Origin of the sequence: Desulfofundulus luciae (assembly GCF_030813795.1) — a bacterium.
In the GTDB taxonomy this organism is placed as follows: Bacteria; Bacillota; Desulfotomaculia; order Desulfotomaculales; family Desulfovirgulaceae; genus Desulfofundulus; species Desulfofundulus luciae.
On the sequence record NZ_JAUSUX010000010.1, the window covers coordinates 1 to 25728 of the forward strand.

At 55.3% G+C, this 25728-nt stretch carries 28 protein-coding genes; 26 read left to right on the top strand and 2 right to left on the bottom strand.

Annotation, left to right across the window (positions count from 1 at the left end; translation table 11 throughout):
• Positions 1 to 425: 425 nt before the first annotated feature.
• The 11 genes from J2Z49_RS07360 to J2Z49_RS07410 all read left to right on the top strand — a co-directional run bounded on the left by J2Z49_RS07360 (position 426) and on the right by J2Z49_RS07410 (position 11832).
• Complete coding sequence (locus J2Z49_RS07360) at positions 426 to 1610, top strand: NAD(P)/FAD-dependent oxidoreductase (protein WP_307401495.1); 1185 nt, start codon at positions 426 to 428, stop codon at positions 1608 to 1610.
• Positions 1611 to 1642: 32 nt separating this feature from the next.
• Complete coding sequence (gene glnT, locus J2Z49_RS07365) at positions 1643 to 2974, top strand: type III glutamate--ammonia ligase (RefSeq protein ID WP_307401498.1); 1332 nt, start codon at positions 1643 to 1645, stop codon at positions 2972 to 2974.
• Between the two features lie 77 nt (positions 2975 to 3051).
• On the top strand, positions 3052 to 3855 hold the full coding sequence (locus J2Z49_RS07370) for an electron transfer flavoprotein subunit beta/FixA family protein (RefSeq protein ID WP_307401501.1): 804 nt from the start codon (positions 3052 to 3054) through the stop codon (positions 3853 to 3855).
• Positions 3845 to 4837: an electron transfer flavoprotein subunit alpha/FixB family protein gene (locus tag J2Z49_RS07375; RefSeq protein ID WP_307401504.1), complete on the top strand. Its 993-nt coding sequence runs from the start codon at positions 3845 to 3847 to the stop codon at positions 4835 to 4837. The genes J2Z49_RS07370 and J2Z49_RS07375 overlap by 11 nt, the downstream gene beginning before the upstream one ends.
• 29 nt (positions 4838 to 4866) lie before the next feature.
• Positions 4867 to 6450, top strand: a complete 1584-nt coding sequence (locus tag J2Z49_RS07380) for an FMN-binding glutamate synthase family protein (RefSeq protein ID WP_307401507.1) — start codon at positions 4867 to 4869, stop codon at positions 6448 to 6450.
• Positions 6451 to 6465: 15 nt separating this feature from the next.
• Positions 6466 to 7434: a class II glutamine amidotransferase domain-containing protein gene (locus J2Z49_RS07385; RefSeq protein ID WP_307401509.1), complete on the top strand. Its 969-nt coding sequence runs from the start codon at positions 6466 to 6468 to the stop codon at positions 7432 to 7434.
• The gene (locus J2Z49_RS07390; protein WP_307401511.1) at positions 7431 to 8105 is read left to right on the top strand and encodes a GltB/FmdC/FwdC-like GXGXG domain-containing protein; all 675 of its coding nucleotides are present in this window, start codon (positions 7431 to 7433) and stop codon (positions 8103 to 8105) included. The genes J2Z49_RS07385 and J2Z49_RS07390 overlap by 4 nt, the downstream gene beginning before the upstream one ends.
• A complete protein-coding gene (locus tag J2Z49_RS07395) occupies positions 8098 to 9345 on the top strand; it encodes an FMN-binding glutamate synthase family protein (protein ID WP_307401514.1) in 1248 nt (415 codons plus the stop codon). The genes J2Z49_RS07390 and J2Z49_RS07395 overlap by 8 nt, the downstream gene beginning before the upstream one ends.
• A gap of 329 nt (positions 9346 to 9674) precedes the next feature.
• On the top strand, positions 9675 to 11102 hold the full coding sequence (locus J2Z49_RS07400; RefSeq protein WP_307401517.1) for an ammonium transporter: 1428 nt from the start codon (positions 9675 to 9677) through the stop codon (positions 11100 to 11102).
• 69 nt (positions 11103 to 11171) lie between these two features.
• The gene (locus J2Z49_RS07405; protein WP_307401519.1) at positions 11172 to 11510 is read left to right on the top strand and encodes a P-II family nitrogen regulator; all 339 of its coding nucleotides are present in this window, start codon (positions 11172 to 11174) and stop codon (positions 11508 to 11510) included.
• Positions 11511 to 11589: 79 nt separating this feature from the next.
• Complete coding sequence (locus J2Z49_RS07410) at positions 11590 to 11832, top strand: group II intron maturase-specific domain-containing protein (protein WP_307401523.1); 243 nt, start codon at positions 11590 to 11592, stop codon at positions 11830 to 11832.
• Positions 11833 to 12381: 549 nt separating this feature from the next.
• Here J2Z49_RS07410 and J2Z49_RS07415 read toward each other — a convergent pair.
• Positions 12382 to 12798, bottom strand: coding sequence for a type II toxin-antitoxin system VapC family toxin (locus tag J2Z49_RS07415; RefSeq protein ID WP_072866830.1), 417 nt, complete (start codon positions 12796 to 12798; stop codon positions 12382 to 12384).
• Positions 12795 to 13049: an AbrB/MazE/SpoVT family DNA-binding domain-containing protein gene (locus tag J2Z49_RS07420; RefSeq protein ID WP_072866829.1), complete on the bottom strand. Its 255-nt coding sequence runs from the start codon at positions 13047 to 13049 to the stop codon at positions 12795 to 12797. The genes J2Z49_RS07415 and J2Z49_RS07420 overlap by 4 nt, the downstream gene beginning before the upstream one ends.
• 646 nt (positions 13050 to 13695) lie before the next feature.
• Here J2Z49_RS07420 and J2Z49_RS07425 point away from each other — a divergent pair.
• The 15 genes from J2Z49_RS07425 (at position 13696) to J2Z49_RS07495 (ending at position 25699) form a co-directional block, all read left to right on the top strand.
• Entirely contained in the window at positions 13696 to 14832 is a 1137-nt protein-coding gene (locus J2Z49_RS07425) for a sensor histidine kinase (protein WP_307401528.1), read from the top strand.
• Between the two features lie 75 nt (positions 14833 to 14907).
• Entirely contained in the window at positions 14908 to 15549 is a 642-nt protein-coding gene (locus tag J2Z49_RS07430) for a response regulator (RefSeq protein WP_307401530.1), read from the top strand.
• Between the two features lie 147 nt (positions 15550 to 15696).
• Positions 15697 to 15882, top strand: a complete 186-nt coding sequence (locus J2Z49_RS07435) for a Flp family type IVb pilin (protein ID WP_121450622.1) — start codon at positions 15697 to 15699, stop codon at positions 15880 to 15882.
• 24 nt (positions 15883 to 15906) lie between these two features.
• Positions 15907 to 16437, top strand: a complete 531-nt coding sequence (locus J2Z49_RS07440; RefSeq protein WP_166345790.1) for an A24 family peptidase — start codon at positions 15907 to 15909, stop codon at positions 16435 to 16437.
• 8 nt (positions 16438 to 16445) lie between these two features.
• Positions 16446 to 16835, top strand: a complete 390-nt coding sequence (locus tag J2Z49_RS07445) for a TadE/TadG family type IV pilus assembly protein (protein ID WP_307401536.1) — start codon at positions 16446 to 16448, stop codon at positions 16833 to 16835.
• Between the two features lie 13 nt (positions 16836 to 16848).
• Complete coding sequence (locus J2Z49_RS07450) at positions 16849 to 17784, top strand: pilus assembly protein TadG-related protein (RefSeq protein ID WP_307401537.1); 936 nt, start codon at positions 16849 to 16851, stop codon at positions 17782 to 17784.
• Between the two features lie 36 nt (positions 17785 to 17820).
• Positions 17821 to 18546, top strand: a complete 726-nt coding sequence (gene cpaB, locus J2Z49_RS07455; protein WP_307401540.1) for a Flp pilus assembly protein CpaB — start codon at positions 17821 to 17823, stop codon at positions 18544 to 18546.
• A 27-nt stretch (positions 18547 to 18573) separates the two neighbouring features.
• Positions 18574 to 19851, top strand: a complete 1278-nt coding sequence (locus J2Z49_RS07460; RefSeq protein WP_307401543.1) for an AAA family ATPase — start codon at positions 18574 to 18576, stop codon at positions 19849 to 19851.
• Between the two features lie 16 nt (positions 19852 to 19867).
• Positions 19868 to 21247 carry a CpaF family protein gene (locus J2Z49_RS07465; protein WP_307401544.1) on the top strand — a complete coding sequence of 460 codons (1380 nt, stop codon included), beginning with the start codon at positions 19868 to 19870 and terminating at the stop codon, positions 21245 to 21247.
• 13 nt (positions 21248 to 21260) lie between these two features.
• Positions 21261 to 22235 carry a type II secretion system F family protein gene (locus J2Z49_RS07470; protein ID WP_307401548.1) on the top strand — a complete coding sequence of 325 codons (975 nt, stop codon included), beginning with the start codon at positions 21261 to 21263 and terminating at the stop codon, positions 22233 to 22235.
• A gap of 101 nt (positions 22236 to 22336) precedes the next feature.
• Positions 22337 to 23173 (top strand): type II secretion system F family protein, encoded by an 837-nt coding sequence (locus J2Z49_RS07475; protein ID WP_243174810.1) that lies wholly within the window; start codon positions 22337 to 22339, stop codon positions 23171 to 23173.
• Positions 23174 to 23185: 12 nt separating this feature from the next.
• Positions 23186 to 23581, top strand: coding sequence for a DUF192 domain-containing protein (locus tag J2Z49_RS07480; RefSeq protein WP_307401552.1), 396 nt, complete (start codon positions 23186 to 23188; stop codon positions 23579 to 23581).
• On the top strand, positions 23544 to 24452 hold the full coding sequence (locus J2Z49_RS07485; protein WP_307401555.1) for a HAMP domain-containing protein: 909 nt from the start codon (positions 23544 to 23546) through the stop codon (positions 24450 to 24452). Before J2Z49_RS07480 ends, J2Z49_RS07485 begins: the two co-directional genes overlap by 38 nt.
• A gap of 1 nt (position 24453) precedes the next feature.
• Positions 24454 to 24693, top strand: a complete 240-nt coding sequence (locus J2Z49_RS07490) for a HAMP domain-containing protein (protein ID WP_307401558.1) — start codon at positions 24454 to 24456, stop codon at positions 24691 to 24693.
• Between the two features lie 97 nt (positions 24694 to 24790).
• Complete coding sequence (locus J2Z49_RS07495) at positions 24791 to 25699, top strand: NAD(P)/FAD-dependent oxidoreductase (RefSeq protein WP_307401559.1); 909 nt, start codon at positions 24791 to 24793, stop codon at positions 25697 to 25699.
• Positions 25700 to 25728: the final 29 nt, after the last annotated feature.

Here is a 25728-nt window from a genome sequence, read left to right on the forward strand (position 1 = left end):
GAACCAATCGTGCCGGAGGTAGTTGCCAATTCACTGTTATTAACCCGGTAAGACGGTTCCGGCTAAAGGGACTGGATAAGCTGGGGCTGCCGGCAATTGCATATCGGTTTACTTTTGAATTGGGGTAGCTTCTTCCCTGCCCGAGCTACATCAATTCGACTCTTGCCTGGCAGATCAATTAATGGGCTAATGGCTATGGCATAGCGTTTTGTTACGCTCTACAAAATAACCATCATGTTAGATATTGGTAAAACGGTGGAAGTGGATCACTTTTACTTTATCATTGGTGGATCACTTTCACATTATCAGGTGGATCAATTTTATATTGACAAACGCAAGGGCGCTTTCTACAGAGCAGCGATGCTTTGTCGGAAGCGCCCTGTTCGTTTAACAGACATCAAAACTAATCAGGGGAGTGAAACGATATGTCACGTACTGCAGACGCGGTAATAATCGGCGGGGGGCTCATCGGGTGCAGCACCGCCTATCACCTGGCCAAACGCGGCATGAAACGGGTGGTGGTGGTGGAAAAGTCGACCCTGGGCTCGGGAAGCTCAGGTAAGTCCAGCGCCATCCTGCGGTGTCACTATACTCACCCGGAGCTCGTCCGGATGGCTTTAAAATCCTTGTCCATATTCCAGAACTTCAGTGAAGCTGTCGGCGGCCAGTGCGGATACACCAGGACCGGCTACATCGTTATGGTGGGACCAGACAACGTGGACACCCTTAAAAAAAATGTGGCCATGCATAAGGAAATCGGGGTATCTGTGGATATGATCGACCTTCAGGAAGTAAAAAAAATGGTCCCCGGCATTAACCTGGAGGGCATTGCCGCTGCCGCCATGGAGCCGGAATCGGGTTACGCCGACCCCGGGCTTCTGATGACCTCGCTGGTGCAGCGGGGGCGGGAACTGGGAGTGCAATACCTGCAGATGACTCCTGTGGTGGAAATCCTCGGAGGCGACAGCAGGGTGCGGGGGGTAAAGACTCCGGAGGAAGAAATTGAGGCACCGGTTGTGGTGGACTGCGCCGGGGCATGGGCCAACAGGGTAGCCCGCTTGGCCGGGTTGGAGGTTCCGGTGGAGGCGCACCGGGAGCAGGTGGTGATTCTGGAAAGGCCCGCTGACTTTACAGGCGAGCACCCGGTTCTTTCAGACCTCGTCCTGCTCCAGTACATGCGGTCTGAAACCGGCAATCTTACCCTGCTGGGCAACAGTGACCTTTCAGAATCGGAGGTGGTAGACCCCGATTTTTACAATGAGGAAACCGACCTGGAGGCGGTGGAAAACGCCACACTCAAAGCGGTGCAGCGCTTGCCGCGGCTGGAGGACGGCCAAATTCGTAAGGGTTACTCAGGGTGCTACGAGGTGACGCCGGACTATCAGGCACTGATCGGGCCTGTGCCGGGGCTGGAAGGTTTTTACGTCAACGCGGGTTACAGCGGGCATGGTTTCAAGTTTACCCCGGTGGCCGGAGAGGCGATGGCCGAACTCATTCTGGACGGGGATGCCCAGGTGTTCGACGTCGGCTTGTTCAGCGTCACCCGCTTTGCCGAAGGTAGGCCTATCGAGGGGTTGAACCCCTACAGCAGAGGACAGAAGCTGCGTTAAGCTATTATTTTTCAAGGATAGGAGGTGTTTTTATGACCTTATCTGAAGTAGCAGCCTTGATCCGCGAAAAGGGTATCCGTTATTTAATGATATCGTTTGTAGAAATGAACGGGATCAGCAGGGCGAAGCTGGTACCGGCGGAAACCCTGGAGGCAGTAGCCGCCGAAGGCGTGGGGTTTGCGGGCTTTGCGGCCGGAGACCTTGGCCAGGGGCCGCACGACCCGGATATCATGGCCATCCCCGATTTTTCATCATTACATGTCTTGCCCTGGCAACGGGAGGTTGCCTGGCTGGCCTCAAACCTTTACGTTAATGGAGAACAATGGCCCTATTGCCCGCGGACAATTCTAATGAGGGTGCTGGAAAAGGCTTCGGCCCGGGGATACCGCCTGATGGCGGGGATGGAGCCCGAATTTTTCCTGGTGCGGCGGGAGAACGGCAGCATTGCGCCTTTCGACCCGCTGGACAATTCTGCCAAACCTTGCTACAACCAGCAGGCCCTGACCCGGAACCTGGATTTTGTTACCAGGCTGGTGGACTCCATGAACGAACTGGGTTGGGGGGTTTACCAGTGCGACCACGAAGACGCAAACTGCCAGTTCGAGATCAATTGGCAGTACTCCGACGTGCTGGACCAGTGCGACCGCCTGACCTTTGCCAGGTTTTTAATCCGGAGCCTGGCCGAGCAGCAGGGCCTTACGGCCACCTTTATGCCCAAGCCCTTCAAGAACCTGACGGGGAATGGATGCCACTACCACCTGAGCCTTTGGGACGCCGGGGGCCGGACTAATCTTTTCCTGGACCGCAACAATTCACACGGTCTTTCCCAAACCGCGTACTGGTTCATCGGCGGGCTGTTGAAGCACGCCCGGGCTTTGGCGGCAATCACCTCTCCCACCGTTAACTCTTATAAGCGGCTGGTGACCCGGCCCACCACGTCGGGGGCGACGTGGGCGCCGGTGTATATCACCTACGGTGGAAACAACCGCTCCGTCATGATCCGCATCCCGGGTCCGGGCCGGATCGAAAAGCGTACCGTGGACGGTGCGGCTAACCCGTATCTGGCGGCGGCGGCAATCCTGGCAGCCGGGATGGACGGTATTGAAAACCGCATCGATCCGGGCCCGCCCTTTGAAGAAAACACTTACGCGTACACAGTGGAGGAATTACTGGGTCGCGGGATAAGGGTGCTCCCTTCAAACCTTAATGAGGCGCTGGATGAATTGGAGGCGGACGAAGTGCTGCGTGAGGCTCTGGGGAGCGATTACCTGCTTCTTTACCTGCAAGTCAAGCGCAAGGAGTGGGATGAGTACCACAGCACCGTTTCAGATTGGGAGATAGAGCGTTACCTGACGGTTGGATAGCGGTCTTTAACATGACTTTCCGAAGGACGTATTTTTATTACGTGTAAAATCGCTTGCATGCAGGCGGTTGGGGGTAGATGACGGTGCGCATTGTTGTCTGTTTAAAACAAGTCCCTATACCCGGCGATGTTCGGGTTAATGAAGCCGGGGAATTGCATTATCTTACAGGTAACACCATGATGAATCTTTTTGATGCTCACGCACTGGAAGGGGGGCTCCGGCTCAAGGACGACGTCGGCGCGACAGTAGTGGTCCTGGGATTTGGTGGGGGGAAGGTTGTGGAGTCGTTACGCCAGGCTGTGGCCATGGGTGCCGATCAGGCGGTGCACGTAACGGACTCCGGCTGCGAGAGTATTGACAGCAGTTACACCGCCCTTGTGTTGGCAGCCGCCATCCAGCGCCTTGGTGGAGCCGATTTGGTCCTGGTCGGCAGGGAATCCACAGTTGCCAACAGCGGCCAGGTGGGGCCCATGCTGGCCGAGTTCCTGGAAATACCTCACGTTTCTGCAGTACGTAAGATCTGGGTGGAAAACGAAAGGGTGCGAGTGGAACGGGATCTGGAGTGGGCTGTGGAAACACTGGACGCCGCTGTTCCTGTACTCTGCACAGTTTCCCGGGAAATAGGCGAACCCCGGCTGGCTTCTGTTAAAGGTGTAATAAGAGCTAAAAAAACAGTTATATCCACGTTCAGCATCAGTGACCTGGGGCTTGAACCCTTCCGGGCCGGTGAGGCGCGCACCCGCATCATAAAGCTGGAGGCAGCTCCTCCCAGGCCGCGGGGAGTGCTCCTGCAGGGTAGCCTGAAGGAGCAAATAGACCAACTGGTGAAGCTGCTTGATGCGAACATAGCAATGAAAAGGGGGAGCTGCTGTGGTCGGTAGAGATATTTGGATCTGGGCCGAATTTTGCCGGAATGAACCTTCGCCACTGACCCTGGAGCTGCTGGCGGCAGGCAGGTTTCTGGCCGACCGGTCGGGCGGGCGGGTAACCGCCGTGGTTACAGGAGAGGTTTCTTCTGACGGCGCCGCGACGCTAGGTCTTTACGGGGCCGACCATGTTCTGGTCTTAAGCCATCCAGCTCTGGCCCGGTTCAGTGATGAGGACCACGCCCATGCCCTGGCTGCGGCAGTAAAGACGCGAAAGCCGGCGGTGCTGCTGCTTGGCGCCAGCATCGCAGGCAAGTCCGTCGCTCCCCGGGTGGCGGCCAAGCTGGGGGCAGGGCTTTTAGCCGAATGTACCGCCATTGATTGGACCGCAGAAACTCTCCGGGGTGTAGTGCCCCTCTACGGGGGGACGGTGCTGGCAACAAAAGAGGTGGTTGCACTGCCGGCGCTGGCGGTGATGAGAGCGAAGTCCTTTACCCCCCTAAGCCCGGACGGGAATCCGGATGTAACCGTGGAGGAAGTACGCCTTGCTCCCGGTGGTTTGCCGGAACGGGTGAAAGTCATTGAGGTAGCCGTAGAGGAGACCGGCGAGGTTCGTTTAGAGGACGCGGACGTAATTGTTTCAGGCGGCCGAGGGCTCGGCCGGTCCGAGCACTACAAGCTGGTGCGTGAACTGGCGGAAGTGCTTGGCGCTGCTTGCGGGGCTTCCCGGGCCATTGTGGACGCGGGCTGGGTGCCTTACAAGCACCAGGTGGGCCAGACGGGAAAAAGTGTTAAGCCCAAAGTTTATATTGCCTGCGGGATATCCGGCGCTGTACAGCATCTGGCCGGCATGCGCAACTCGGATATTATTGTTGCCATTAACAATGATGTAGAGGCCCCGATATTCCAGTTAGCGACTTACGGTATCGTTGGAGACGTCTTGGAAGTCCTGCCGGCACTAACAGCCGCTTTCCGGAAGCGTGCATCCGAGGGGTAAAGAGAAATTAGAGCTTGGGGGAGGGTTTTATGACTTTCAGCAGGCCTAATCGTTCTGATGCAACGGCTACACGAAACCGGACGCCGAAATCGGTGTCTCCGTTCAGTGGCATGTGCACGACCTGCAGGGATGGGTGCGAAGGTTTCTGCGAGGTTGGCAAATCGGCGGTACGGGGTAAGGAGGCTATCTATCCCGAGCCGTTTGGCGAGGTCAGTTCTGCTTCCGAGAAAGATTATCCCATAGATTTTTCCCATTTTAATATTTTGGGTAGTGTTGTTTGTGCCAGGGGGGGATCGCCTGGTTGTAGCCCGGACGTTTTCCAGGACATAAATCTGGAAAGGGCCATAGGGCGCCGCGGCAATTTAAAGGTTAAGCTCCCGGTCATAATCGGTGCGATGGGTTCCACCGACATTGCCAGCCGCAACTGGGATGGGCTGGCGGTGGGGGCCGCCATTAGCGGCACTGTTATTACCATCGGTGAGAATGTCTGTGGAATGGACCCCAGGGCAGAATTTAAAAACGGGAGGGTGGTAAATTCTCCCGAATTAAAGCGCAGGGTCAAGCTTTTCCAGAATTGGAACGATGGTTTTGGGACCATAGCGGTGCAGGCAAACATTGAGGATAACATTATTGGCGTTCACGAATACGCTCTGGACAAACTCGGCATTCAGGCCGTAGAGCTCAAATGGGGACAAGGTGCCAAAAGTATCGGCGGCGAGGTGCAAATCAAGAGCCTGGAGCGGGCTTTGATGCTCAAGCGGCGTGGTTATATCGTGCTTCCCGACCCCGAAGACCCCATTGTTCAGGAAGCCTATCACCAGGGTGCGGTGGCTGCGTTTGAACGTCATTCCCGGGTGGGCACGGTGGATGAAGAAAGCTTCTTGCGCCGGGTAGAACAACTTCGTCAGGCGGGAGCCAGGTTTGTGTTTCTCAAAACCGGGGCATACCGGCCGGCCGACCTGGCCAGGGCTGTAAAGTACGCTTCGGACGCTCAACTGGATCTCCTGATTGTGGATGGCGCCGGCGGCGGTACGGGTATGAGTCCCTGGCGCATGATGAATGAGTGGGGCATTCCTACCATCTGGCTTGAATCCCTGCTTTACCGGTACCTGGACTCACTGGCGGATAAAGGGGCCTACCTGCCGGCGGTAGCGATGGCCGGCGGCTTTAGCCTGGAAGATCACGTCTTTAAAGGGCTGGCCATGGGGGCGCCTTATGTTAAACTCATCGCCATGGGCCGGGCGCCTTTGGCGGCGGCCATGGTGGCTAAAACCATCGGTCACTCGATTAAACAGGGCAAAATAAGCTCTATATATCAAAGGTACGGGGCGACAAAATTGCAAATCTTCTACTGCGCCACTGAACTGAAGCAGCGTTTCGGCAAGGATTTCAACCGTATTCCGGACGGAGCGCTGGGTGTTTACAACTATTTTGAACGATTGAAGCAGGGTCTGCGGCAGCTGATGTGCGGCGCCCGGATCTCGAACCTGGATGGCATTGACCGCGGGTCCTTAGTGGCACTAACGCCCGAGGCAGCCAGGGTAAGCGGTATCCCGTATGTCATGGAACTGGATCAGGATTTGTCGAAAAATATTTTGGGGTTGACAAGGTAAAAGGAGGAGAAAGTGATGTGTGGCATAGGAGGCGTTCTTTATAAAAATGCCACCGGTAAGGTGGGCGCCGATCTAAAGAGACTGATCTATGGAATTCGCCATCGAGGTGAAGATTCCAGCGGCGTTGCCATTTTTAGCGCTAAAGAAAAGATTGGCAAATATGATGTGCTGTTGATTAATGTCCGGGTGGAAAACGATAAAGCCGCAGAGGATGTTTTGGCTATCGTTGAAGACCTGCTGAAGAAGGTGGGTGGAGAGATCCTGGAAGCCCGAACCAAAGGTACAATTATGAGCATTCGCGCTTTTTACGAGGGATCTGAACCGGACCTGTGCTATGAACTGGACAAGTGCAAGGTTCAGACCATCAGTATCGGCAATCAGCTACGGATCTACAAGGATCTCGGGACATCCGATCAGCTTGATGAGATATATAACTATAGCAGTGTTGAGGGTACCCACGGTATAGGCCACGCCCGGTTGGCGACGGAGAGCGTGGTCAGCCCCGACCGGGCACACCCGTTCTGGGCCTATGGTTTCAGCGACGTAGCCATTGTTCACAACGGACAGTTGACGAATTACTGGAAGCTCAGGAGGAAGTTTGAGAGGTGGGGCTACCAGTTCCGGACCGATAATGATTCTGAACTTATCGCTATCTATATTGCCCACTATCTGAAGACGGACATGAAGCTTCAGGATATCCTGGTACAAAGCCTCGAGGACCTGGACGGGACATACACCTTCCTGGTGTCAACACCAACGGAGATTGGTTTTGCCAAGGATAAACTGGCGGCTAAACCCCTGGTTTATGTGGACATGGAAGACAGGGTGGTGCTGGCTTCCGAGGAAATAAGCCTGCAGGCCTTGTTACCGGATATGGAAAATGTCACTGTTGAGGAACCGCCGCCGTATTCGACCGGTACATGGTCCATTACTGGAGAGCATAACTTCACGAAATTAACCTATCGGGCGGTGAGGTTGGAATGATCACTCTTGATGCAGACAAAGTATCCGTAACTGAAATTAACCGGGCCCTCAGGGAAGCGGTGAAAGCAGGGGAGGAAGTGGAGATTCTTAACCCCCGGGCGAGGCATCACCTGGGGGTGGGTATCCTCGGAGAATTAAACATGACGATTCGCGGCAGCGCGGGCTATTTCTGCGGTTGCCTCAACGAAGGCGTCAAGCTCCGGGTGGAAGGCAATGTTGGCTGGTTTGCAGCCGACAACATGATGTCGGGAGAATTCATCGTAGAGGGGAATGCCGGCAGCTGCGCCGCACCGGGAATGCGCGGCGGTGTCCTGGTGGTAAAGGGGCATATGGGTTCCCGCTCCGGGCAGGTCATGAAGGGCGGCACTATTATTGTCGGCGGTAACTGCGGTTTTATGACCGGTTTTATGATGATAAACGGTACCATAGTCGTTATCGGTGATGCCGGGGACCTGGTTGGGCACTATATGGTGGGCGGAACCATCTACGTCGGCGGCAAAGTGGAGAGTTTAGGAGTAGACGCCAGGGAAGTGGATTACACGGTTGAGGATGATATCTATTTAAGCGACCTGCTTGCATGTTACGGTCTGCCAAAGCCCCCTGCATTCCGCAAGTTTGTTTCCGGTCAAAAGCACCACCGGTACGGAAAGAAGGTGTACGAAGGTGAGTAATTTCCAATTATGGAATCAGGATGTCCGCAAGCAGATTCAGGAAAAGGCGCGGCTGGGCCGTAGCGTAATCGAAGGGTTTGGCGTCAAACGCCCGGTTCCTACATTTGATGACCTTACCTTCCTGGCTGCCGCTTTAAGCCGCTTATGTATTGATGTGCACAGGGAGGATTGCGATACCACTACTGTCCTGGGAGCGCGTAACGCCAGGCGGCCGTTGAAGCTGGAAACGCCTATCATCATTGCGCCCATGAGCTACGGGGCGGTTTCCAAAGAAGTGAAAATGGCCTTCGCCAAGGCCTCTACCCTGGCCGGAACTGTGGGTAATACTGGCGAAGGCGGTATGCTTGAGGAAGAGAGGCGACTGGCCAGGCAGTTGATCTACCAGTGTACCCCAGGCCGCTACGGTTTTAATCCGCGGGATTTGCAGCGAGCGGATGCTGTTGAATTGTTCATCAGCCAGGGGGCAAAGCCCGGATCCGGCGGGCATTTGCTGGGGTCTAAAATCACTCCTGACATTGCCAAACAAAGGGGCCTGCCTGTTGGCATCGACCTCCGTAGTCCCAGCCGGCACCCCGATTTTATGGGGCCCGATGACCTGGTTTTAAAAATCCTGGAGTTGCGCGAAGCCACAGACTGGCAGGTGCCCATCTCTTTAAAGATTGGCGCCAGCCGGGTAAAGGAGGACGTTAAGATTGCCTGCAAGGTTGGTGCCGATATCGTAGTGCTGGACGGCATGGAGGGTGGCACGGGCGCGGGGCCGGAGATCTTCAAGAATAACGTAGGTATTCCTACCATGGCGGCATTGGTTGCAGCAATGGATGGATTAAGGGAAGAGGGAATGGAAGACGAGATTGATATTGTGGTGATGGGAGGGATCAAAGATGGCGCTGATGTAGCTAAAGCCCTGGCCTTGGGGGCCAAAGCAGTGGGTATCGGCACAGCGGCTCTTATTGCCCTGGGTTGCCGCGCTTGCCGCCAGTGTGCCACCGGTCAGTGTCCCGCCGGTTTATGCACCCAGGATCCCGAATTGCGCAAGCGATTCGACTGGGAGCAGGGGGCGGAGCGGTTGGCCAACCTGATCCAGGCCATGACCGAGGAAGTGCGGATGATTACCCGCATCTGCGGCAAGACCAACTGCCACAACCTGGAGCCCGAGGATCTGCGGGCGCTTTCGGTGGAGGCCTCGGCTATTACCCGCATACCAATGGTGGGTTCTGAAGTGATCTTTGGGCGTGCTTAAAATTTCATTAATTCCTTAAAGTGCTATAAAAACATAATGTAACCAATTGATACGAAGTAGTATCGAAGTGGCAATGACGCTTTTTAGGAAAGGTGTTTTCCTGAAAAGCGTTTTTTGTTAAGGTTTCAGGGATGTAATTAAATCGAGCAGTGACGCTCTCAAGACAGGATTTAAGCCCTGTTGCGAGGATGTTTTCTGTTATACCGGGAACCCGGAAAATAAACGCACCTTTTAAAGTAAGGCGCCAACTTCGGGAGAAAGCGTTTTTTGACGGATGGTTCTCAAACAAGGCTCAATGAAAAACAGCTTAAACAGGGAGGTTAAGGAAAATGAGAAACCGGTTTTTGCGGACTATATTCGTGGCGCTTACTTTTTTGATGACACTGCCGACTCTGGCCTGGGCAGAGGATGCGGTGGAGACTGCTGCAGAAGCAGCTCCGAAAATTGACACCGGCGATACAGCCTTTATCCTGGTTTCAACTGCCATGGTTTTGCTAATGACACCCGGCCTGGCCCTCTTCTACGGTGGCATGGCCCGTAAGAAGAACGTCCTGAGCACCATTATGTACAGCTTCATCGCTATGGGCATAATCAGCATCCAGTGGGCGTTTTACGGCTACAGCCTGGCCTTCGGCCCGGATCTCGGCCACATTATCGGCAACCTTGACTGGCTTGGCCTCAAAGGTGTGGGAGTGGAACCGAACCCGGACTATTCTGCTACCATACCTCACCAGGTTTTCATGATCTTCCAGATGGTTTTTGCCATCATCACACCGGCGATTATATCCGGATCCGTCGCCGAGCGGATGAGGTTTTCTGCTTACCTGCTCTTTATAGTGGCCTGGGCTACGTTTATCTATGACCCTGTTGCCCACTGGGTATGGGGTGTAGGAGGGTGGCTGCGTGAACTGGGCGCCCTCGACTTTGCCGGCGGTACGGTGGTGCATATCATCTCCGGTGTATCCGGCCTGGTGGCCGCGCTAATTATCGGCAAGCGTAAGGGCTACGGCACCGAGCCGATGATTCCGCACAACCTGCCTATGACGGTTACCGGAGCTGCTCTACTGTGGTTCGGCTGGTTCGGCTTTAACGCCGGCAGTTCACTGGCGGCGGGTAGCCTGACGACTATAGCTTTTGTCAATACGCACCTGGCTACGGCAGCGGCGATGATGTCCTGGGTGATTGTCGAGTGGCTCCGCCACGGCAAGCCGACCGTACTTGGCGCGGCCAGTGGCGCGGTAGCCGGCCTGGTTGCCATCACACCCGCCTGTGGCTTTGTTACTCCGATGTCGTCCATTATTATCGGCCTGGTGGGCGGGGCGATCTGTTACCTGGCGGTGAGTGTGCTCAAGGGGAAGCTGGGCTACGACGACTCTCTCGACGCTTTCGGCGTGCACGGCATCGGCGGTACCTGGGGCGCTCTGGCAACGGGCCTTTTCGCCAGCAAAGCAGTCAACGAAGCTGGCAATAACGGACTCTTCTACGGCAACCCTGACCAGGTTGTCACTCAGTTGATTGGCATCGCTGCCAGTTGGATCATAGCGGCAGTGGGTACCTTTATTATCCTGAAAGTTATCAATGTTTTCTGCAAGCTCCGGGCAAGCGACGAGGAGCAGGACGCCGGCCTGGACATTACCCAGCACGGGGAAGATGCTTACACCGATTTTCCCCTGGCCGGTTCGCCTCTGGGCGTTGGGGTGCCCGCCGCTTATGCAGTCGGCATCGCCGTGAAGCCGGCCCTGCAGAATAAGGAGTAATCTATTGGCGTTACTGTCGCTTTTACGAACAGCGTTTTAGGTGAAACCTGCTATAAGGAGGAGATACTCTTGACCAAGATCGAATGCATCCTGCGCCCCGGCAAGCTGGAGTCCGTCAAGGAAGCCGTGAACAAGTGCGGCATCCAGGGCATGACCGTGACCCAGGTGATAGGCTGCGGGCTCCAGAAGGGCCGCACCGAAGTCTACCGCGGCGCCGAATACAGTATAAACCTGCTGCCGAAAGTCAAGGTGGAGATGGTGGTCCCGGATAGGGACGTCGAGTCCGTCGTCAAAGCCATCACCGGGGCAGCCAGGACCGGGGAGATCGGCGACGGCAAGCTCTTTACTTATAAGATCGATAATGCCATCCGCATCCGCACCGGGGAGACAGGGAAAGCGGCCATATAAAACATTCAGCAGAAAGGGGCCGGAAGCTTGAAGCTTTCCGGCCTCTTTAACCCCATGTGCGCCCGGCATGGGCGTTAACTTGGCGGTTAAAGTCCGCTGCGGGCGAGGCAGCACGAGCCTGCTAGCCAAAGGCAAGGGCGCCCATCGTGAGGTGGGGTCCGGAGGAGCTGGAGGCAAAGCCACGGCCCGGGGATGGGTTGGATACTTCGCCCTGGCGGAGACACCCGGCCCATTACGGGAGATTGAAGGGTGCCTGATGCGTCGCCTGCGAGCATGCCTCTGGAAACAATGGAAGCGGGTCCGCACCCGTATACGCCTGTAAAAATACCGTTTTTGTGGTTGCAGCCAACAATACCGCGACCAGCTACCCCGACGGCCGGGAGGTGCAGGGGGAAAGTTTTGTGGCCTATCCCGACGGATATACCCTGTTATCCTGTGGTCGGAAACCGGGGGGTATATTACTTCGACCTGGATCTGTCCCGGGTGAACAAGGTCCACCAGAGATGACCCTACCTGGAGGACGTGCGGTCAAACGGGGAGAGTATTTGTCGGAAGTATTACAGTGAATAGCCTCCATGGACATAACCCCTCCTGCACCGCTTCTGGCCCGTGGGCAGGCGGATGGGTACCAGGATGCCCCTGTGCTCACAGTTCCCGAACAAAAAGCAACAGCGCATGACAATGTTCCTTGTATTGACTGTAAAGGCTTTCGTGTCCAAAATCAGGCTTGAAAGGAGGGCGCTAAGGCCGTGAAAATCGATCAAGACAACCCGGGAGGGGCAAAAAAAAGCGGCGGACGAGTTTAAAAAATGCCCGGACTTTAGAGTCTTTGGGTCTTATCTTTGCCGGGCACGCGGCGGCTAAAAATCTGTCAAATTTCTCCTCGAGCCAGCAGGTCTTCCTGGGTGCGCAGCCCGTACTGGGTGAAGTGCCGGTCGTAGGTGAAAACCAGGTCGAAGGAGAGGCGGGCCATGAGGGCAAAGCTGGTGGCATCGGTATAGGAAAAATCCTTGTCGGCGTATTTTTCTAAGATACGGCGGGCCTCTTTTTCGTCTTCTTCCGAAACCCTCTCCACGGGCCAGGTATTGGCCAGCAGCCATTCTCTGGCTTTTGCCGGGTATGCCCTGGCCGCAAGGAGGTTGTACGTCTCGGCGACGATGAAGTTGGTGAGGACCAGTTCGGCCCCCTTCTCGGTGAAATAGCGGAGAGCCCGGACCGCTTCAGGATGCCGCTGGTCGTTCCGCAGGATCAGGGCTGCTATCGCACTGGAATCTACCAGCACCCTCACAGCTCATCCCCCAAGTATTTGTGCTTATCGACGGAAACATCTTCTCTCCCTTCCTTATCCTCCGCGGAACCCACCAGCCGCCAGATGCCGTCGTCAAAGCTGGCGCGGGGGTAGACGGGCGCCTTACGCAGGATCACGCTGTCCCCACGGACCTCGCACACGAGGTAATCGCCGACGTCAGCCTGCACGGCCCTTCGGACCGGAAGGGGAAGCGTTATCTGTCCTTTGGAGCGAATTCGTATAAGGTTCATGGTTTTAGCTCACTCCATTCTAACTTTCTTACTCAGTCTTACTCTCCTTTTCCATTTTAACAGCCAGCCGGGGACACGTCAACTGGGCGGAAGTGCTGAATACCAGTGTTTTACAGGCGGTACTCCCGGCCGTAACGCGGTGTAATGCGCAGGCGCCGGGGTTTGTATTACCAACCGGCTCCACCTTAAACACTGGCTTACTTATATTTCCATGACACCTTTTGGCAGCGCCAATTCCCCAAGCGCTCCTGCGTTTGTTCCAGGCCTAACTCTCTTAGTATTTCCCCGGAAATCCAGAGTTCTCCCCGGGGAAATTTTCTTTTTATTTTTTCAAGTATGCTACTATAACATTTCATATAACATTCTCCCCGAAATCTTTCTTCAGTTGGTACTTGTTTTGGGGCATAAACGATGTACGTAAAACGGCAATCAAAAGTACATATGGTGGAAGCATGTAAAAAGGGTATTGCCCTAACGCTCTCGAATAAAGCCTTATGACTTCACTAAAGCAGGAGGGGTAGCTCCAGAGGTGTCAGCAGTGCCTTAACGAAAATATATCAGAATGTCTCTACAAGACGGTAGAATGAAATGTACAGCATCCTGTGCAAAATGTGTGTTTCTGCTGAACGGGACGGGGTGAGAAGGCTTGTTTGACATTTCAGCTTTAGACAGGGTAATTAAAGATACTCTTGCCGCCATGGAAAATGGAAGGAGCCAGATTTTCGAGATCGCGGAAGCCACGCAGATTGAATGCAACCGCATCCAGCAAGAGTTGCAGCAGGTGATGGAGGAACTGAGGAAGACCATCGACCAGGTGGATGATCTGGAAATACGGGAGAAAAAGGCGCGCATTCACCTCATGGAAGTGAGCAGGGATTTCAAGCGCTACCGGGAGGAAGATATCAAAAGCGCCTACGAAACGGCCCAAAATTTGCAACTCCGTTTACGCGACCTGCGCAATCAGGAAAAAATGCTCCGCTTCCGCCGGGATCAGCTGGAAATAAACTTAAGGCACATGAAAACCAGCCTGGCCAGAGTGGAAAGCACCCTTGCCCACCTGAGCACGGCCATTAATTACCTCAGCAACAACCTGCAGCAGGTGTCGCTGAAAATAGGGGAACTGCAGCAGCTCCACGATCTCGGGGTCAGCATCATCAGGGCCCAGGAAGAGGAACGCAAGCGCGTCGCCCGGGAAATACATGACGGACCCGCGCAAATGATGGCCAACATTGTCATGCGGGCAGAATTTTGTCTAAAACTATTAGAAATCGATCCCGCCAGGTTGAAGGAAGAGCTCAATGCCCTGCGGGAGCTCGTCCGGCAAAGCCTGCAGGACGTGCGCAAAATCATCTTTGACCTGCGGCCGATGGTACTGGACGACCTGGGGCTGGTGGCGGCCTTAAAGCGTTATGTGGCCGATTTTCGGGAGCAGTACGGAATAGCCGCCGAATTTTCCTTTTTTGGACAGGACCGGCGACTGCCCGTTTCTACGGAGGTAACGTTATTTCGGATTGTCCAGGAATGCTTGAATAACGTGCGCAAGCACGCGGCGGCCCGCAGCGTACTGATCAAAATGGAGGTCCTGCCGGAGAGGGTAAACCTTTTGGTTAGGGATGACGGGAAAGGCTTTGATCTTGAGGAAGTAAAAAATAGCAGCCGCCCGGAAGGTTACGGGCTGATCAATATCCGCGAAAGGGCGCAGCTTCTAAACGGTTCTGTACAAATCAACACGGCCCCGGGCAGGGGGACTGCAGTATATGTAACGGTTCCGCTGCAGGAATAGTTTGGAAGTGTTTTTCTAATTTATGTTTTGTTCTTATAATTCCTTATAATTCCTTTTAATAAAAAAGGAGTTGGGGTGCACTTGGCGATCAAGGTTGTTATTGCGGATGACCACCCTTTGATCAGGGAAGGCCTGCGCAGGATTCTTTCGCTGGTGCCGGACGTGGTTATCGCCGGGGAAGCGGAAAGCGGGGAGCAGGCCGTAGAATTGACTCGCCGGACGGGGGCGGACGTTGTACTCCTCGACGTCAATATGCCCGGCATGAACGGCATTACCGCCTGCAAGTTAATTAAAGCGGAGATGCCCGGCACCAAAGTTATCGCTTTAACCATCCACGACCAGGAAGAATATTTATTTGAGCTGATCCAGGCCGGGGTCTCGGCCTATCTGTTAAAGGACGTGAGCCCGGACAAATTGCTGGAAACCATTTTGGGTGTAACCCGCGGGGAATCCTTTATTTCGCCCCGGCTGGCGGCGAAAGTTTTTCAGGAGTTCAACCGCCGGACGGGGAAAGCGGGAAATATTCTGACCAACCGGGAGTTGGAAATCCTCCAACTGCTCGCCCAGGGAGAAAGCAACAAAAGCATCGCCCAAAAACTTTTCATCAGCGAAAAGACGGTGAAAAATCACCTGACCAATATCTTTCAAAAGTTAAACGTTAATGATCGAACGCAGGCGGTGCTTTACGCCATCAAAAACAAGCTGGTGCAGGTGTGAAAGGGCTTTTCGCTCCTCTTTTTTTTTGGGACTTCGGTCCTATGGAAATTAAGACCAAAATCACAACTTGAAATGAGACGCCTGTGCGATGTGTAAAAAGTCTACCGGTGGTAGAATCAGAAGAAAAAGAAAGGATGGTGTTTTTGCATGCGGAATTTAGTGACCCGTCTGGTGAAGGAAGAGAGCGGGCAGGGGATGGCCGAGTACGGGCTGATCCTGGCGCTGGTAGCCATTGCGGCCATTGCGGCCTTAGGGATTTTGTCGGGCGGCATCAACGAAATTTTTAACAAGATTGGTGGTAAGCTCAGTACCGAGGGTGGAAAAGTCCAATAAAGTGGTTTCGGCGGGTTTTGTCACATGATGATTTCTTTTGACATTCTCGTGATCGCGCTCACGGCCATCTGCCTGTACACGGATCTGCGCTGGAACAAAATATACAATAAAGTGTTGTTGCCCTTTGCCCTCATCGGCGTCATCATGCAGCTATATTTTCATGGTCTTAAGGGCCTGGCGGAGGGGATGGCCGGTTTTTTGACCGGCCTGTTGCTTCTCTTGATCCCCTTTGCCGTACGCCAGATGGGGGCGGGAGATGTCAAGCTGCTGGCCACGATCGGGATGATTAAAGGGCCGCAATTTACCCTTCTGGTCTTTTTAGGTGCGGCGCTGGCCGGCGGCCTGATGTCCTGTGTTTTGCTGATCAGGCAGGGGCGCCTGCTTTCCTCCCTGCGGGCGATCGGATGCGCTGCCCTCCTTCGCCTTGCCCGGGTTCCCGCCCCGTACGCCTTAACTCCCCTGGAACAGGCCGCGCCGGGTGACGCGATTCCCTTCGGGGCCGCCATTTTTGCAGGCGTTTTTGCGGCCTATCTGTTTCCGTTTATTTTGAGGTGAGCTGCCGGATGTGGAAAAGGATTATCCGCTCTCAAAAAGGCCAGGCGATGGTGGAACTGGCCCTGTTGCTTCCGGCGTTGCTGTTGATTTTAGGGGGAATTATTGAATTCGGGCGCATTTTCCATGCTTATCTGGTGATCACCGGTGCCAGCCGCGAGGGTGCCCGGGTCGCCGTGGTGGGGGAAACTTACGATGGGGTGCGCGAGAAGGTAATCGCTTCTGCACCGTCGCTGGACGCCAATTCCCTGGATGTTTTGCTGGAACCCGAGAGTTACGGGCGGGGGGACATGCTCACAGTGACGGTGACTTATTCCGTGGACCTGGTCATTCCCTTGATCAGTGCGTTGCTGCCGGACCCCTTCACCATTAAAGCCGCTACCACGATGCGGGTGGAGTGAAAGGAGCCTGCCGATGATTAAAAAAGTTCTTTCCCGGCTGGCGGCGGATGAAAGGGGCGGCGCTTTCGTTTTGGTTTCCCTGATGATGTTGGGCCTGCTCGGGTTTGCCGCCCTGGTCACTGATTTTGGCCTGTATACCTTAAACAAGCAGCGCCTGATTAACGCCGTGGACGCCGCGGCGCTGGCAGGAGCCGCGGAACTGTCTCCAGCCGGGAGCGGCGACGAAGCGGTCGCCAAAAGCTGCGCCGAGCAATACGCGCTGCAAAACGGGGCCGATCCCGCAGGGCTGACGGTTTCTATTTCCACCAGCCCGTCCGGGCTGAAGGTGGTTGAGGTAACCGCCGAGAAAGAAGTGGACTTCATCCTGGCCCGGCTGCTGGGGTATACATCCGGAAAAGTACAGGCCGCCGCTTCTGCCGCCGTGGCGGGAGTTACCTCTTGCCGGGGGGTTGCCCCCTTGCTGGTGCCCAAACAGAACTTTCAATTTGGAAAAAGGTACACTTTAAAATACGGAGATCCCGCCTTTCCCGGAAATTTCGGCGCCCTGGCCCTGGGCGGCACCGGGGCGAGCACTTACCGGCAGAACTTGATTTATGGATACAGCGGCGAGATCGCGGTAGGAGACCTGGTCACGACCGAGCCGGGTAACATGAGCGGTCCTACCGAGGGTATCGACGAGCGGCTGGCCCGCTGCAAAAACAACTGCACGGTGGACCATTTTGAGCCGGGCTGCCCGAAAATCCTGATTATTCCCGTTTACGATCCCAGCGGTACGCTCCACGGGAGAAGCCAGGTAAAAGTAGAGGGTTTTGCCGCCTTTTTGGTGGACCGGGCCGATTCAGAAAAAGACGAAATACACGGGTATTTTATTTGCACCACGGTGGAAGGAGAGGCGGATTTTTCCCGGCCTCCGGATACCGGCCTTTATGCGGTGAGATTGCTGGAGTAGCCCGGGCAGTGAACAGCGTGAAAGGGGGCTTTTCGCTTGTTGCGCGGGAAAGTTAACCTGTTCCTTATCCTGGCCGTGGTTTTTGGCCTTGTGGCAGCGTATGGAGTTTATACCTATCTTCAGCAGTTAAAGGCCACCTACCGGAGCACCGGTGATTTTCGACCGGTGGTCCTGGCCCGGGAAAAAATCCCGCCCCAGACAAAGATTACGGAAAATATGCTGGAGGTCAAGGAGATACCGTCTTCTTACATCCATAAGGAAGCGCTTGTGAAGCGGGAAGAAGTGGTGGGCAAAATTACCACCACCATAATCTATCCCGGGGAGCAGATTTTGAAGACGAAAATAGCCGGACCCAAAGATCCTTCCCAGGGGTTGGCCTTTCTGGTCAGTCCCGGCAAAAGGGCGGCCACCATTGCCGTCAACGATGTTTCCGGCGTCGCCGGGCTCTTACGGCCCGGGGACAGGGTGGACGTGGCAGGTACGGTGGACGTGCCTTCAGGAGGCGCCAGGGAAACTGTTACTTCCCTGCTCATTCAAAATGTAAATGTTTTGGCCGTCAACCAGTCCGCGGACCCGAACCCGGTCAAAAACAACAATAAGTCCGTGCAGACTCAAACGGTTACTCTGGAGGTTACCCCGCAACAGGCACAGACGCTGATCCTGGCCGCCGAAAGGGGGTCGGTTCGCCTGCTGCTGCGTTCACCCGGTGATGGAGCGGAAGTGGCCCTCCCGTCTGCCCGGCTGGGAAATCTCGTACGCTAGCTTTCCTGATTCGGGAGGTGAGTTAATTTGGAGACGACCAGAGTTTTAATTGCCGACGACATTGCCGGCACCAGGGAGGACATTAAACGCCTTCTTTACTTCGAGGAAGATATCAAAGTAGTGGGGGAAGCCGCCGACGGGGAGGAAGCCCTGCGCCTCACCGAAACCCTGCAGCCGGATGTGGTTTTGATGGATATCAACATGCCCAGGATGGACGGTATCCAGGCGACGGAGCTGATCTCAATGCAGTTTCCGGAAGTTGCCGTGGTGATCATTTCCATCCAGGGGGAACAGGAATACCTGCGCAAAGCCATGGCTGCGGGGGCGCGTGATTACCTGGTCAAGCCCTTTAACAGCAGCGAGCTGGCCGAAACAATCCGCAGAGCAGGTGCTTTTCATAAGAAAAGGCAGGTTCATTTTAGCGGCGGGCAGGTTGCCGGCGCCCCCCCGCAACCGGCCCGCATCCCCGGCAAAGTGGTCACTCTTTTCAGCACCAAAGGCGGTGTAGGGCGCACTACCCTGGCCTGCAACCTGGCCGTCGCCCTGGCCCAGGGGACGGGCCAAAAGGTGGTTCTGGTTGATCTGGATCTGGCGGGCGGGGACGCGGCGGTGCTCCTGAATATGCCCACCAAAGGAACCGTCACCGAAGTAATTCAGGAACCTGATTACACGGACCCCTCCCTTCTGGAGAGCTATCTTGCCCCCCACTTTTCGGGGATCAATGCTCTGCTGTCCCCAGCCGACCCGGAGCAGGCAGAAACGGTTACGGGAGCACAGGTGACGGCAATTTTGCAAACTTTAAAGAAAAGTTATGACTACGTGGTGGTGGATACTTGCGCTTACTTAAATGAAGTGGTTGTTGGCACCCTGGAAGCCGCCGATCAGGTTCTCGTCCTGGTTACCCAGGATCTGCCGGCCTTGAAACACGCGCGCCTGAACATTGATATTCTCGAACGCTTGAACTTTCATAACAAAATAAAGCTCGTTTTGAACAAGACCCGCCCGGATGTGCTCAAACCAAGCGAGCTCGAAAAAAGCTTGAATTTTTCCCTCTGGCACGCCGTGCCTGACGAAGAGAAAATCGTCCTGCCCTCCATCAACAGGGGAATGCCCTTCGTTCTGGCCGAGGCGGGGAGCGCCATCAGCCAGAGCATATTTGAACTGGCCGGGTTGCTGTCGCGCGGGGAGGAAGAAGCGGCCGGAAAAGGCAGGATTGTTCCGGAAAGCCACGCCGATTATCGTGAGCGGAAGTCGCTGTTGGGCAAGTTTTTCAAAACATCCGCAAAAGCCGTTTCGTTAAGATAGAAGAGAGGTGATTGGGGTGTCCCTTTTTGCGAGGTTTGAGCAGAAAAACAGGAGAACTTTTGAACCCGGCGGAGCTGTACAGGCAAATAAAAGCATTCAGCCTCCCAGGCAGGCTTATTCCGCTCCCCCCAAAGACCCCTTCCAGGACCTTAAAATCGACCTGCACAAGAAAGTTATCGCCGAACTGGCGGAACTGCCCCAGGAGAAAAGAGACCGCCGCGAACCGGTGGCCGAAAGGATCGGGGACCTGGTCGGCAGATTGATTGATGAATCCGGGCGGCACGTCTCCCGTTCCGACCGCCAGCGGATCATCAATGAGATTATCGATGAAGCGATTGGTTTTGGCCCGATCACCTCCCTGTTGAAAGACCCGGAAGTTACGGAAATTATGGTCAACGGGCCGCGTCAGGTCTACGTGGAGCGGGGGGGCAGGCTGGAGCTCACCCCCATTACTTTCCGGGACGACCAGCACGTCATGCACGTGATTGAAAAAATCGTGGCCCCTCTGGGGCGAAGAATAGACGAAAGCTCCCCCATGGTCGACGCCCGGTTGCCGGACGGCTCCCGGGTCAACGCCATTATTCCTCCCCTGGCCTTGAACGGGCCTACCATTACCATCCGTAAATTTTTTCAGGATCCGCTCACGGTGGAAAATCTGCTGTCGCTGGGCACCCTTACGGAAGAAATGGCCCTTTTCCTGGAAGCGTGTGTGCGTGCGCGCCTGAACATGATTGTCTCCGGAGGCACGGGAAGCGGGAAGACAAGCATGCTGAATATTCTCTCCTCTTTTATCCCGGCCGATGAGCGGATCATTACCATTGAGGACGCGGCCGAATTGCAGCTTCGCCAGGAGCATGTCGTCACCCTGGAAAGCCGTCCCGCGAATATGGAAGGGCGGGGGGAGGTAACCATCCGGGACCTGGTGCGCAACGCTTTGCGGATGCGCCCGGACCGCATCATCGTGGGTGAGGTGCGCAGCGGCGAAGCGCTGGACATGCTGCAGGCCATGAACACGGGTCATGACGGCTCTTTGACCACCGGGCACGCCAATTCCCCCCGGGACATTCTTTCGCGCCTGGAAACCATGGTGCTGATGGCGGGGGTGGACTTGCCCGTGCGTGCCATCAGGGAACAGATTTCCTCGGCCCTCGATGTGATCGTGCACATGGCGCGCCTTAAGGACGGGTCCCGAAAAGTCACCCACATTACGGAAGTACAGGGGATGGAAGGGGACGTGATCGTCCTCCAGGATCTTTTTCTTTTCGAGCAGACGGGCGTGGACGGCAACGGAAAAATACTCGGCCGGTTCCGGGCCACCGGGATCAGGCCAAAATTTATAGACCGCCTGGAAGTGTGCGGGATCGAGCTGCCGCCGAATATATTCTGGCTGCGCTAAAGGAGTGGGTGGCGTGGATTTGAAGGTTATTGCCCTTTTTACTTTTCTGGCCGTAGCGTTGCTTGCGCCGGGGCTGCAGCAACTCATCCTGGCCCGGAAGAAGTTTATCACCGACCGGCTAAAAGAACTGGCCGGGCAGGGAGGCCCGGACGGAAACGGCCGGATGGAAAAGATTAATCAAGACCTGCGCCATAACTTCTTTAAATCGCTGCTCGCCCACGCGGGCCGGTTGTCCCCGCGGGTGTTGAGTATGGCCGCGGACAGGCGGCTGGCCGAAGCTGATCTGCCTTTCAAAGGAGAAGAATTTGTCGCCCTGGCCGCGTTTTGCGCGGCCGGGGGAGGTGTTATCGCTGTTGCGCTGACCGGGCGCCCGGAGCTGGCCGTGATGGCTGCGCTGGCCGCCGGGGCGGCGCCTTTCTGGCTGGTAAAGGCAATCGCCAGAAGACGGGTGATGCTTTTTAACGGTCAGATTGCCGATACTCTTTTAATCATGGCCAACTCTTTGCGCGCCGGCTTTAGTTTTATGCAGGCCATCGAAGTGGTCCAGCGGGAGATGCCGCCGCCCATCGGGCGGGAATTTGGACGCACCTTTCGGGAGTTGAGCCTGGGCACGCCGGTGGAGGAGGCGTTGACCAGCCTGGTCAAAAGAGTGAAAAGCGAAGACCTGTCCCTGGTGGTTACCGCCGTGCTCATCCAGCGGCAGGTGGGAGGGAACCTGGCCGAGGTGCTGGATAAGATTGCCCGGACCATCCAGGAAAGGGTGCGTATTCAGGGGGAAATCCGTGCTCTGACCGCCCAGGGACGCCTTTCCGGAACAATCATCAGTGTGTTGCCCGTATTCCTGGTTGTTGTCATGCTGCTCATCAATCCCGGGTATATCAGTGTCCTGTTTACCCATCCCACCGGGCGAATGATGCTGGGCGCGGCGGCGCTGGCCGAGCTGTTGGGATGGATTTTAATTAAAAGGATCGTCCGCATAAGCGTTTGACAGGAAGGGGTTGTTTATTGATGATCCTTTCAGCGGCCGCGTTTTTTCTGGCTATTATATTTTTTCTTCTGGGCCTTTACCAAGCCCTTTGGGGGGAGCGCTTGCAAATTTCCCAAAGGGTGGAGGAAGTGTTGGGAGCCCCCGCCTTATCTTTCCGGGAACAGGAATTAAAGGCGCCCTTTTTGCAGAGGGTGGTCCGGCCGGTTTTAAGAAAGATGATTGGCCTGGCCGGTGTTTTCATCCCGGCCGAGAAAACTGCCGTTCTGGAAGAGAAACTGAACCGGGCGGGGAGGCCGGGCGGTTTGAGCGCCGGCGAGTACGCCTTGCTCAAGTACTTTACCGCCGGAGCGGCCGGGGTATTTTCCTTTTTCTTTTCCGGAACGGTCCACCTGGAGCCGGTTCAAACCTGCCTGTTGTCCTTCCTGGGCGTTTTGCTGGGCTGGCACCTGCCGAACTTTTATCTTGAGGCCCGGATCCGGGACCGCGCCGAACTGATCAGAAAAGAGCTTCCGGATGTGCTGGACCTGTTGACCGTAAGCGTGGAAGCGGGGCTGGGCTTTGACGGCGCCCTTTTGAAGGTGGCGGAGAAAAAGAAAGGCCTGCTGGCCAAAGAGTTTTCGCAAATACTGCGGGAAATAAACATGGGCAAGCCGCGGCGTGAAGCCCTCCGGGATGCAGCCGAAAGGCTGGGGGTGGACGAGTTTTCCTCCTTTGCCGGCTCCATCATTGTCGCCGACCGGTTGGGGATCAGTATTGGCAACGTGCTGCGCGCGCAGTCGGCACAAATGAGAAACAAGAGGCGCCAGCGGGCCGAAGAAAGAGCGATGAAGGCGCCGGTGAAAATGCTTTTTCCCATGGTGTTTTTTATATTTCCCGCCGTATTCCTGGTTCTCCTGGGGCCGGCGGTGATCAAAATCAGTAAAGTTTTTACCAGGTGAGGTTTTACAGGGATGCGTTTGATTAATTTAACCCGCAACGCATTGCTGGCCCAGAATGTGCGGGTGGCGGCAAACTTCTGGTCACGGTTGAAGGGACTTATGGGCAGGCGGAAGATGGAACCCGGCGAGGCTCTTGTTCTGGAAAAATGCCGGGCCGTCCACACCTGCTTTCTGCGTTTGCATATTGATGTGGCTTTCCTGGATGAAAAAGGGACGGTGCTCAAAACCCTGGTCAACCTGCCTCCTTACCGGTTCACCATGCCGGTGCCCGGGGCGCGCCGGGTGGTTGAGCTGCCCGCCGGCGTTCTCTTGAAAACCGGCACAGTACCGGGGGACACACTAAGTTTTTCTGAAAAAGAGGTGATCCGCAATGAAAAACACGGGGCGCAGAATTTCCATTGCCACTAAAATAAGCATTTACTTTGGCCTGTTAATTTCTTTTCTAATCGTTACGGTGGGTTGTTCTACTTACATCCGTATCCAGCAAATCATGGAGCTTCAAATAAAGGAGAAAGGCGAGGCCGTTGCCTCCGCTGTTACCGCCCTGGCGGCCGAGCGGCTGCAGGCCGGCGACCCGCAGCTATTAAACAAGCTCTTTTCCGACCTGAAGGCAAATGAAGATATCGGGGAAGCGGCCATCGTTAATTCCGGCGGGAAAATAGTTGCTCATACCAATACCCTTTTGATTGGCAGAACTGTTCCTGAGGGCTCTTCGGAAGGAATCTTTCAAAAAAGCGTTTCCCCCGGTCCGGTGATCAGCGCTCCGGTAAGAACTGCCGAAGGCAGTTTGCTGGGCTACTTTTACATCCAGATGGATCAGGAACGAACAAAAAGATACATGCGCAATCTGGCCCTGACCATGGTTTTTGTTTTGCTGGCAGCGTTATATGCTGGAATCATGCTGGCACACATCATCAGCAAACGTGTTTTACGCCTGCCCATTAATGATTTAATGGAAGCTACCCGGCATATCGCCACCGGCAATTTCGCCTATAAAGTCCCGGTACGCAAGCAGGACGAACTGGGCAACCTGGCCCAGGCGTTTAACACCATGACCGCCTACCTGACCAATCTTTTCCGGACAGTCCACCTGAGCACCATGGAGATGGCCAAAAGTAGCCGGCTTATTTTGGACCGCACGGAAAGCTACTGCTCCACCGCCGGGAAAGACCAGAAAGAGGTGGAGGAGCTGGCGGAAATAAACAATGCAGCCCGCCGGTTGGCCCGGGTGGCAGACAGGTTGAACAGCCTGTCTCTGCAATTTAAGATTACAAATTAAGATGGCTGCCGGCGATTTAACCCGGCAAATTCCGGTTTCCGGGCAGGATGAACTGGCTCGCCTGGCGGGGACCTTTAATGATATGGCGCAGGCCCAGGAGATGGTGGTCAAGGTGGCCGGACAAATGGAGCAGACCGCCGAGGGAGGGTACCCGTGGCCTGGCGGCGTCCAGCCAGCAAGTTACGGGGACAGTCCAGGAACTGGCTACTGCAGTCCAGGAACTGGTCCGCATTTCCGCTGAATTAAAGGACATTACCGCCAGTTACAAGGTTTAAGGTAAAAGTTGCATTAATTTTCCCTGCAGGGAGATAATAATGGCCAGGGGGGGGAAACTTGCGATGTACGACCTGGTCATTATCGGGATGGGCCCGGCAGGGTTAACGGCGGCCGTATATGCGGCTCGCAAAAAGCTGTCTACCCTCTTAATTGGAAAACAGTATGGAGGCCAGATGGCCTGGGCTTCGGGAGTAGAAAACTATATCGGTTTTCAATATATCACCGGTTCCGAATTGCTGTCCAAGTTTGAAGACCATGTGAAACAATACCCCGTTAAGCGGGTCGAAGCCGAAGTAGTTAAACTAACCCGGGAGAACGGTCATTTTATCACCAGCACTGCCGGCGGCGAGGAATTTCACTCCCGGGCGGTGATTGTAGCTTCCGGCAAGGTTCCCCGCCGGCTCAATGCGCCCGGTGAAAGGGAGTTAACGGGCCGGGGGGTCAGCTACTGCGCGGTTTGCGATGCCCCCCTTTTTGCCGGTATGGACGTGGCTGTAGTAGGCGGCGGCAACTCGGCTCTTACGGCAGCGTACGATTTGATCAAAATAGCCAAACAGGTCTACGTTGTCTCCCAGGTGGAATGGACGGCCGACCCCATTCTCGTCGATAAAGTGAAAAACGCGCCGAATCTGACCAAGCTGGTGGGGTACGAAACGGTGCGCATCGAAGGAAACGAAAGGGTAGCGGGCATCACTTTGCGCTCCCTGGATGGACGAAAAGAAGAGAAAAGAATACCCGTGCAAGGGGTATTTATCGAAATTGGCACTGTACCCAGCACACACTTTGTCGAAGGTCTGCTGGAGCTGAACGAGAAAGGTGAAATCAAGGTCGACTGCGACTGCAGCACCTCCGTACCCGGTGCCTTTGCAGCCGGGGATGTGAGCAGCATTCCGGAAAAACAGATTATCGTTGCCGCCGGGGAAGGGGCCAAGGCCGCCCTGGGGGCCTACCGTTATTTGCTCAATCAATAGTAAGTAGTCCGCCAACGGTAAGCCGTAAA

What these genes read in the sequence shown, in the direction of transcription:
- J2Z49_RS07380 (WP_307401507.1), top strand. Translation starts at nt 4,867, where the DNA reads ATGACTTTCAGCAGGCCTAATCGTTCTGATGCAACGGCTACACGAAAC.
- J2Z49_RS07390 (WP_307401511.1), top strand. Translation starts at nt 7,431, where the DNA reads ATGATCACTCTTGATGCAGACAAAGTATCCGTAACTGAAATTAACCGG.
- J2Z49_RS07445 (WP_307401536.1), top strand. Translation starts at nt 16,446, where the DNA reads ATGTGGAAAAGGATTATCCGCTCTCAAAAAGGCCAGGCGATGGTGGAA.
- J2Z49_RS07400 (WP_307401517.1), top strand. Translation starts at nt 9,675, where the DNA reads ATGAGAAACCGGTTTTTGCGGACTATATTCGTGGCGCTTACTTTTTTG.
- J2Z49_RS07420 (WP_072866829.1), bottom strand. Translation starts at nt 13,049, where the DNA reads ATGAACCTTATACGAATTCGCTCCAAAGGACAGATAACGCTTCCCCTT.
- glnT (WP_307401498.1), top strand. Translation starts at nt 1,643, where the DNA reads ATGACCTTATCTGAAGTAGCAGCCTTGATCCGCGAAAAGGGTATCCGT.
- J2Z49_RS07435 (WP_121450622.1), top strand. Translation starts at nt 15,697, where the DNA reads ATGCGGAATTTAGTGACCCGTCTGGTGAAGGAAGAGAGCGGGCAGGGG.
- J2Z49_RS07450 (WP_307401537.1), top strand. Translation starts at nt 16,849, where the DNA reads ATGATTAAAAAAGTTCTTTCCCGGCTGGCGGCGGATGAAAGGGGCGGC.
- J2Z49_RS07370 (WP_307401501.1), top strand. Translation starts at nt 3,052, where the DNA reads ATGACGGTGCGCATTGTTGTCTGTTTAAAACAAGTCCCTATACCCGGC.
- J2Z49_RS07490 (WP_307401558.1), top strand. Translation starts at nt 24,454, where the DNA reads ATGGCTGCCGGCGATTTAACCCGGCAAATTCCGGTTTCCGGGCAGGAT.
- J2Z49_RS07385 (WP_307401509.1), top strand. Translation starts at nt 6,466, where the DNA reads ATGTGTGGCATAGGAGGCGTTCTTTATAAAAATGCCACCGGTAAGGTG.
- J2Z49_RS07485 (WP_307401555.1), top strand. Translation starts at nt 23,544, where the DNA reads ATGAAAAACACGGGGCGCAGAATTTCCATTGCCACTAAAATAAGCATT.
- J2Z49_RS07440 (WP_166345790.1), top strand. Translation starts at nt 15,907, where the DNA reads ATGATGATTTCTTTTGACATTCTCGTGATCGCGCTCACGGCCATCTGC.
- J2Z49_RS07480 (WP_307401552.1), top strand. Translation starts at nt 23,186, where the DNA reads ATGCGTTTGATTAATTTAACCCGCAACGCATTGCTGGCCCAGAATGTG.
- J2Z49_RS07360 (WP_307401495.1), top strand. Translation starts at nt 426, where the DNA reads ATGTCACGTACTGCAGACGCGGTAATAATCGGCGGGGGGCTCATCGGG.
- J2Z49_RS07495 (WP_307401559.1), top strand. Translation starts at nt 24,791, where the DNA reads ATGTACGACCTGGTCATTATCGGGATGGGCCCGGCAGGGTTAACGGCG.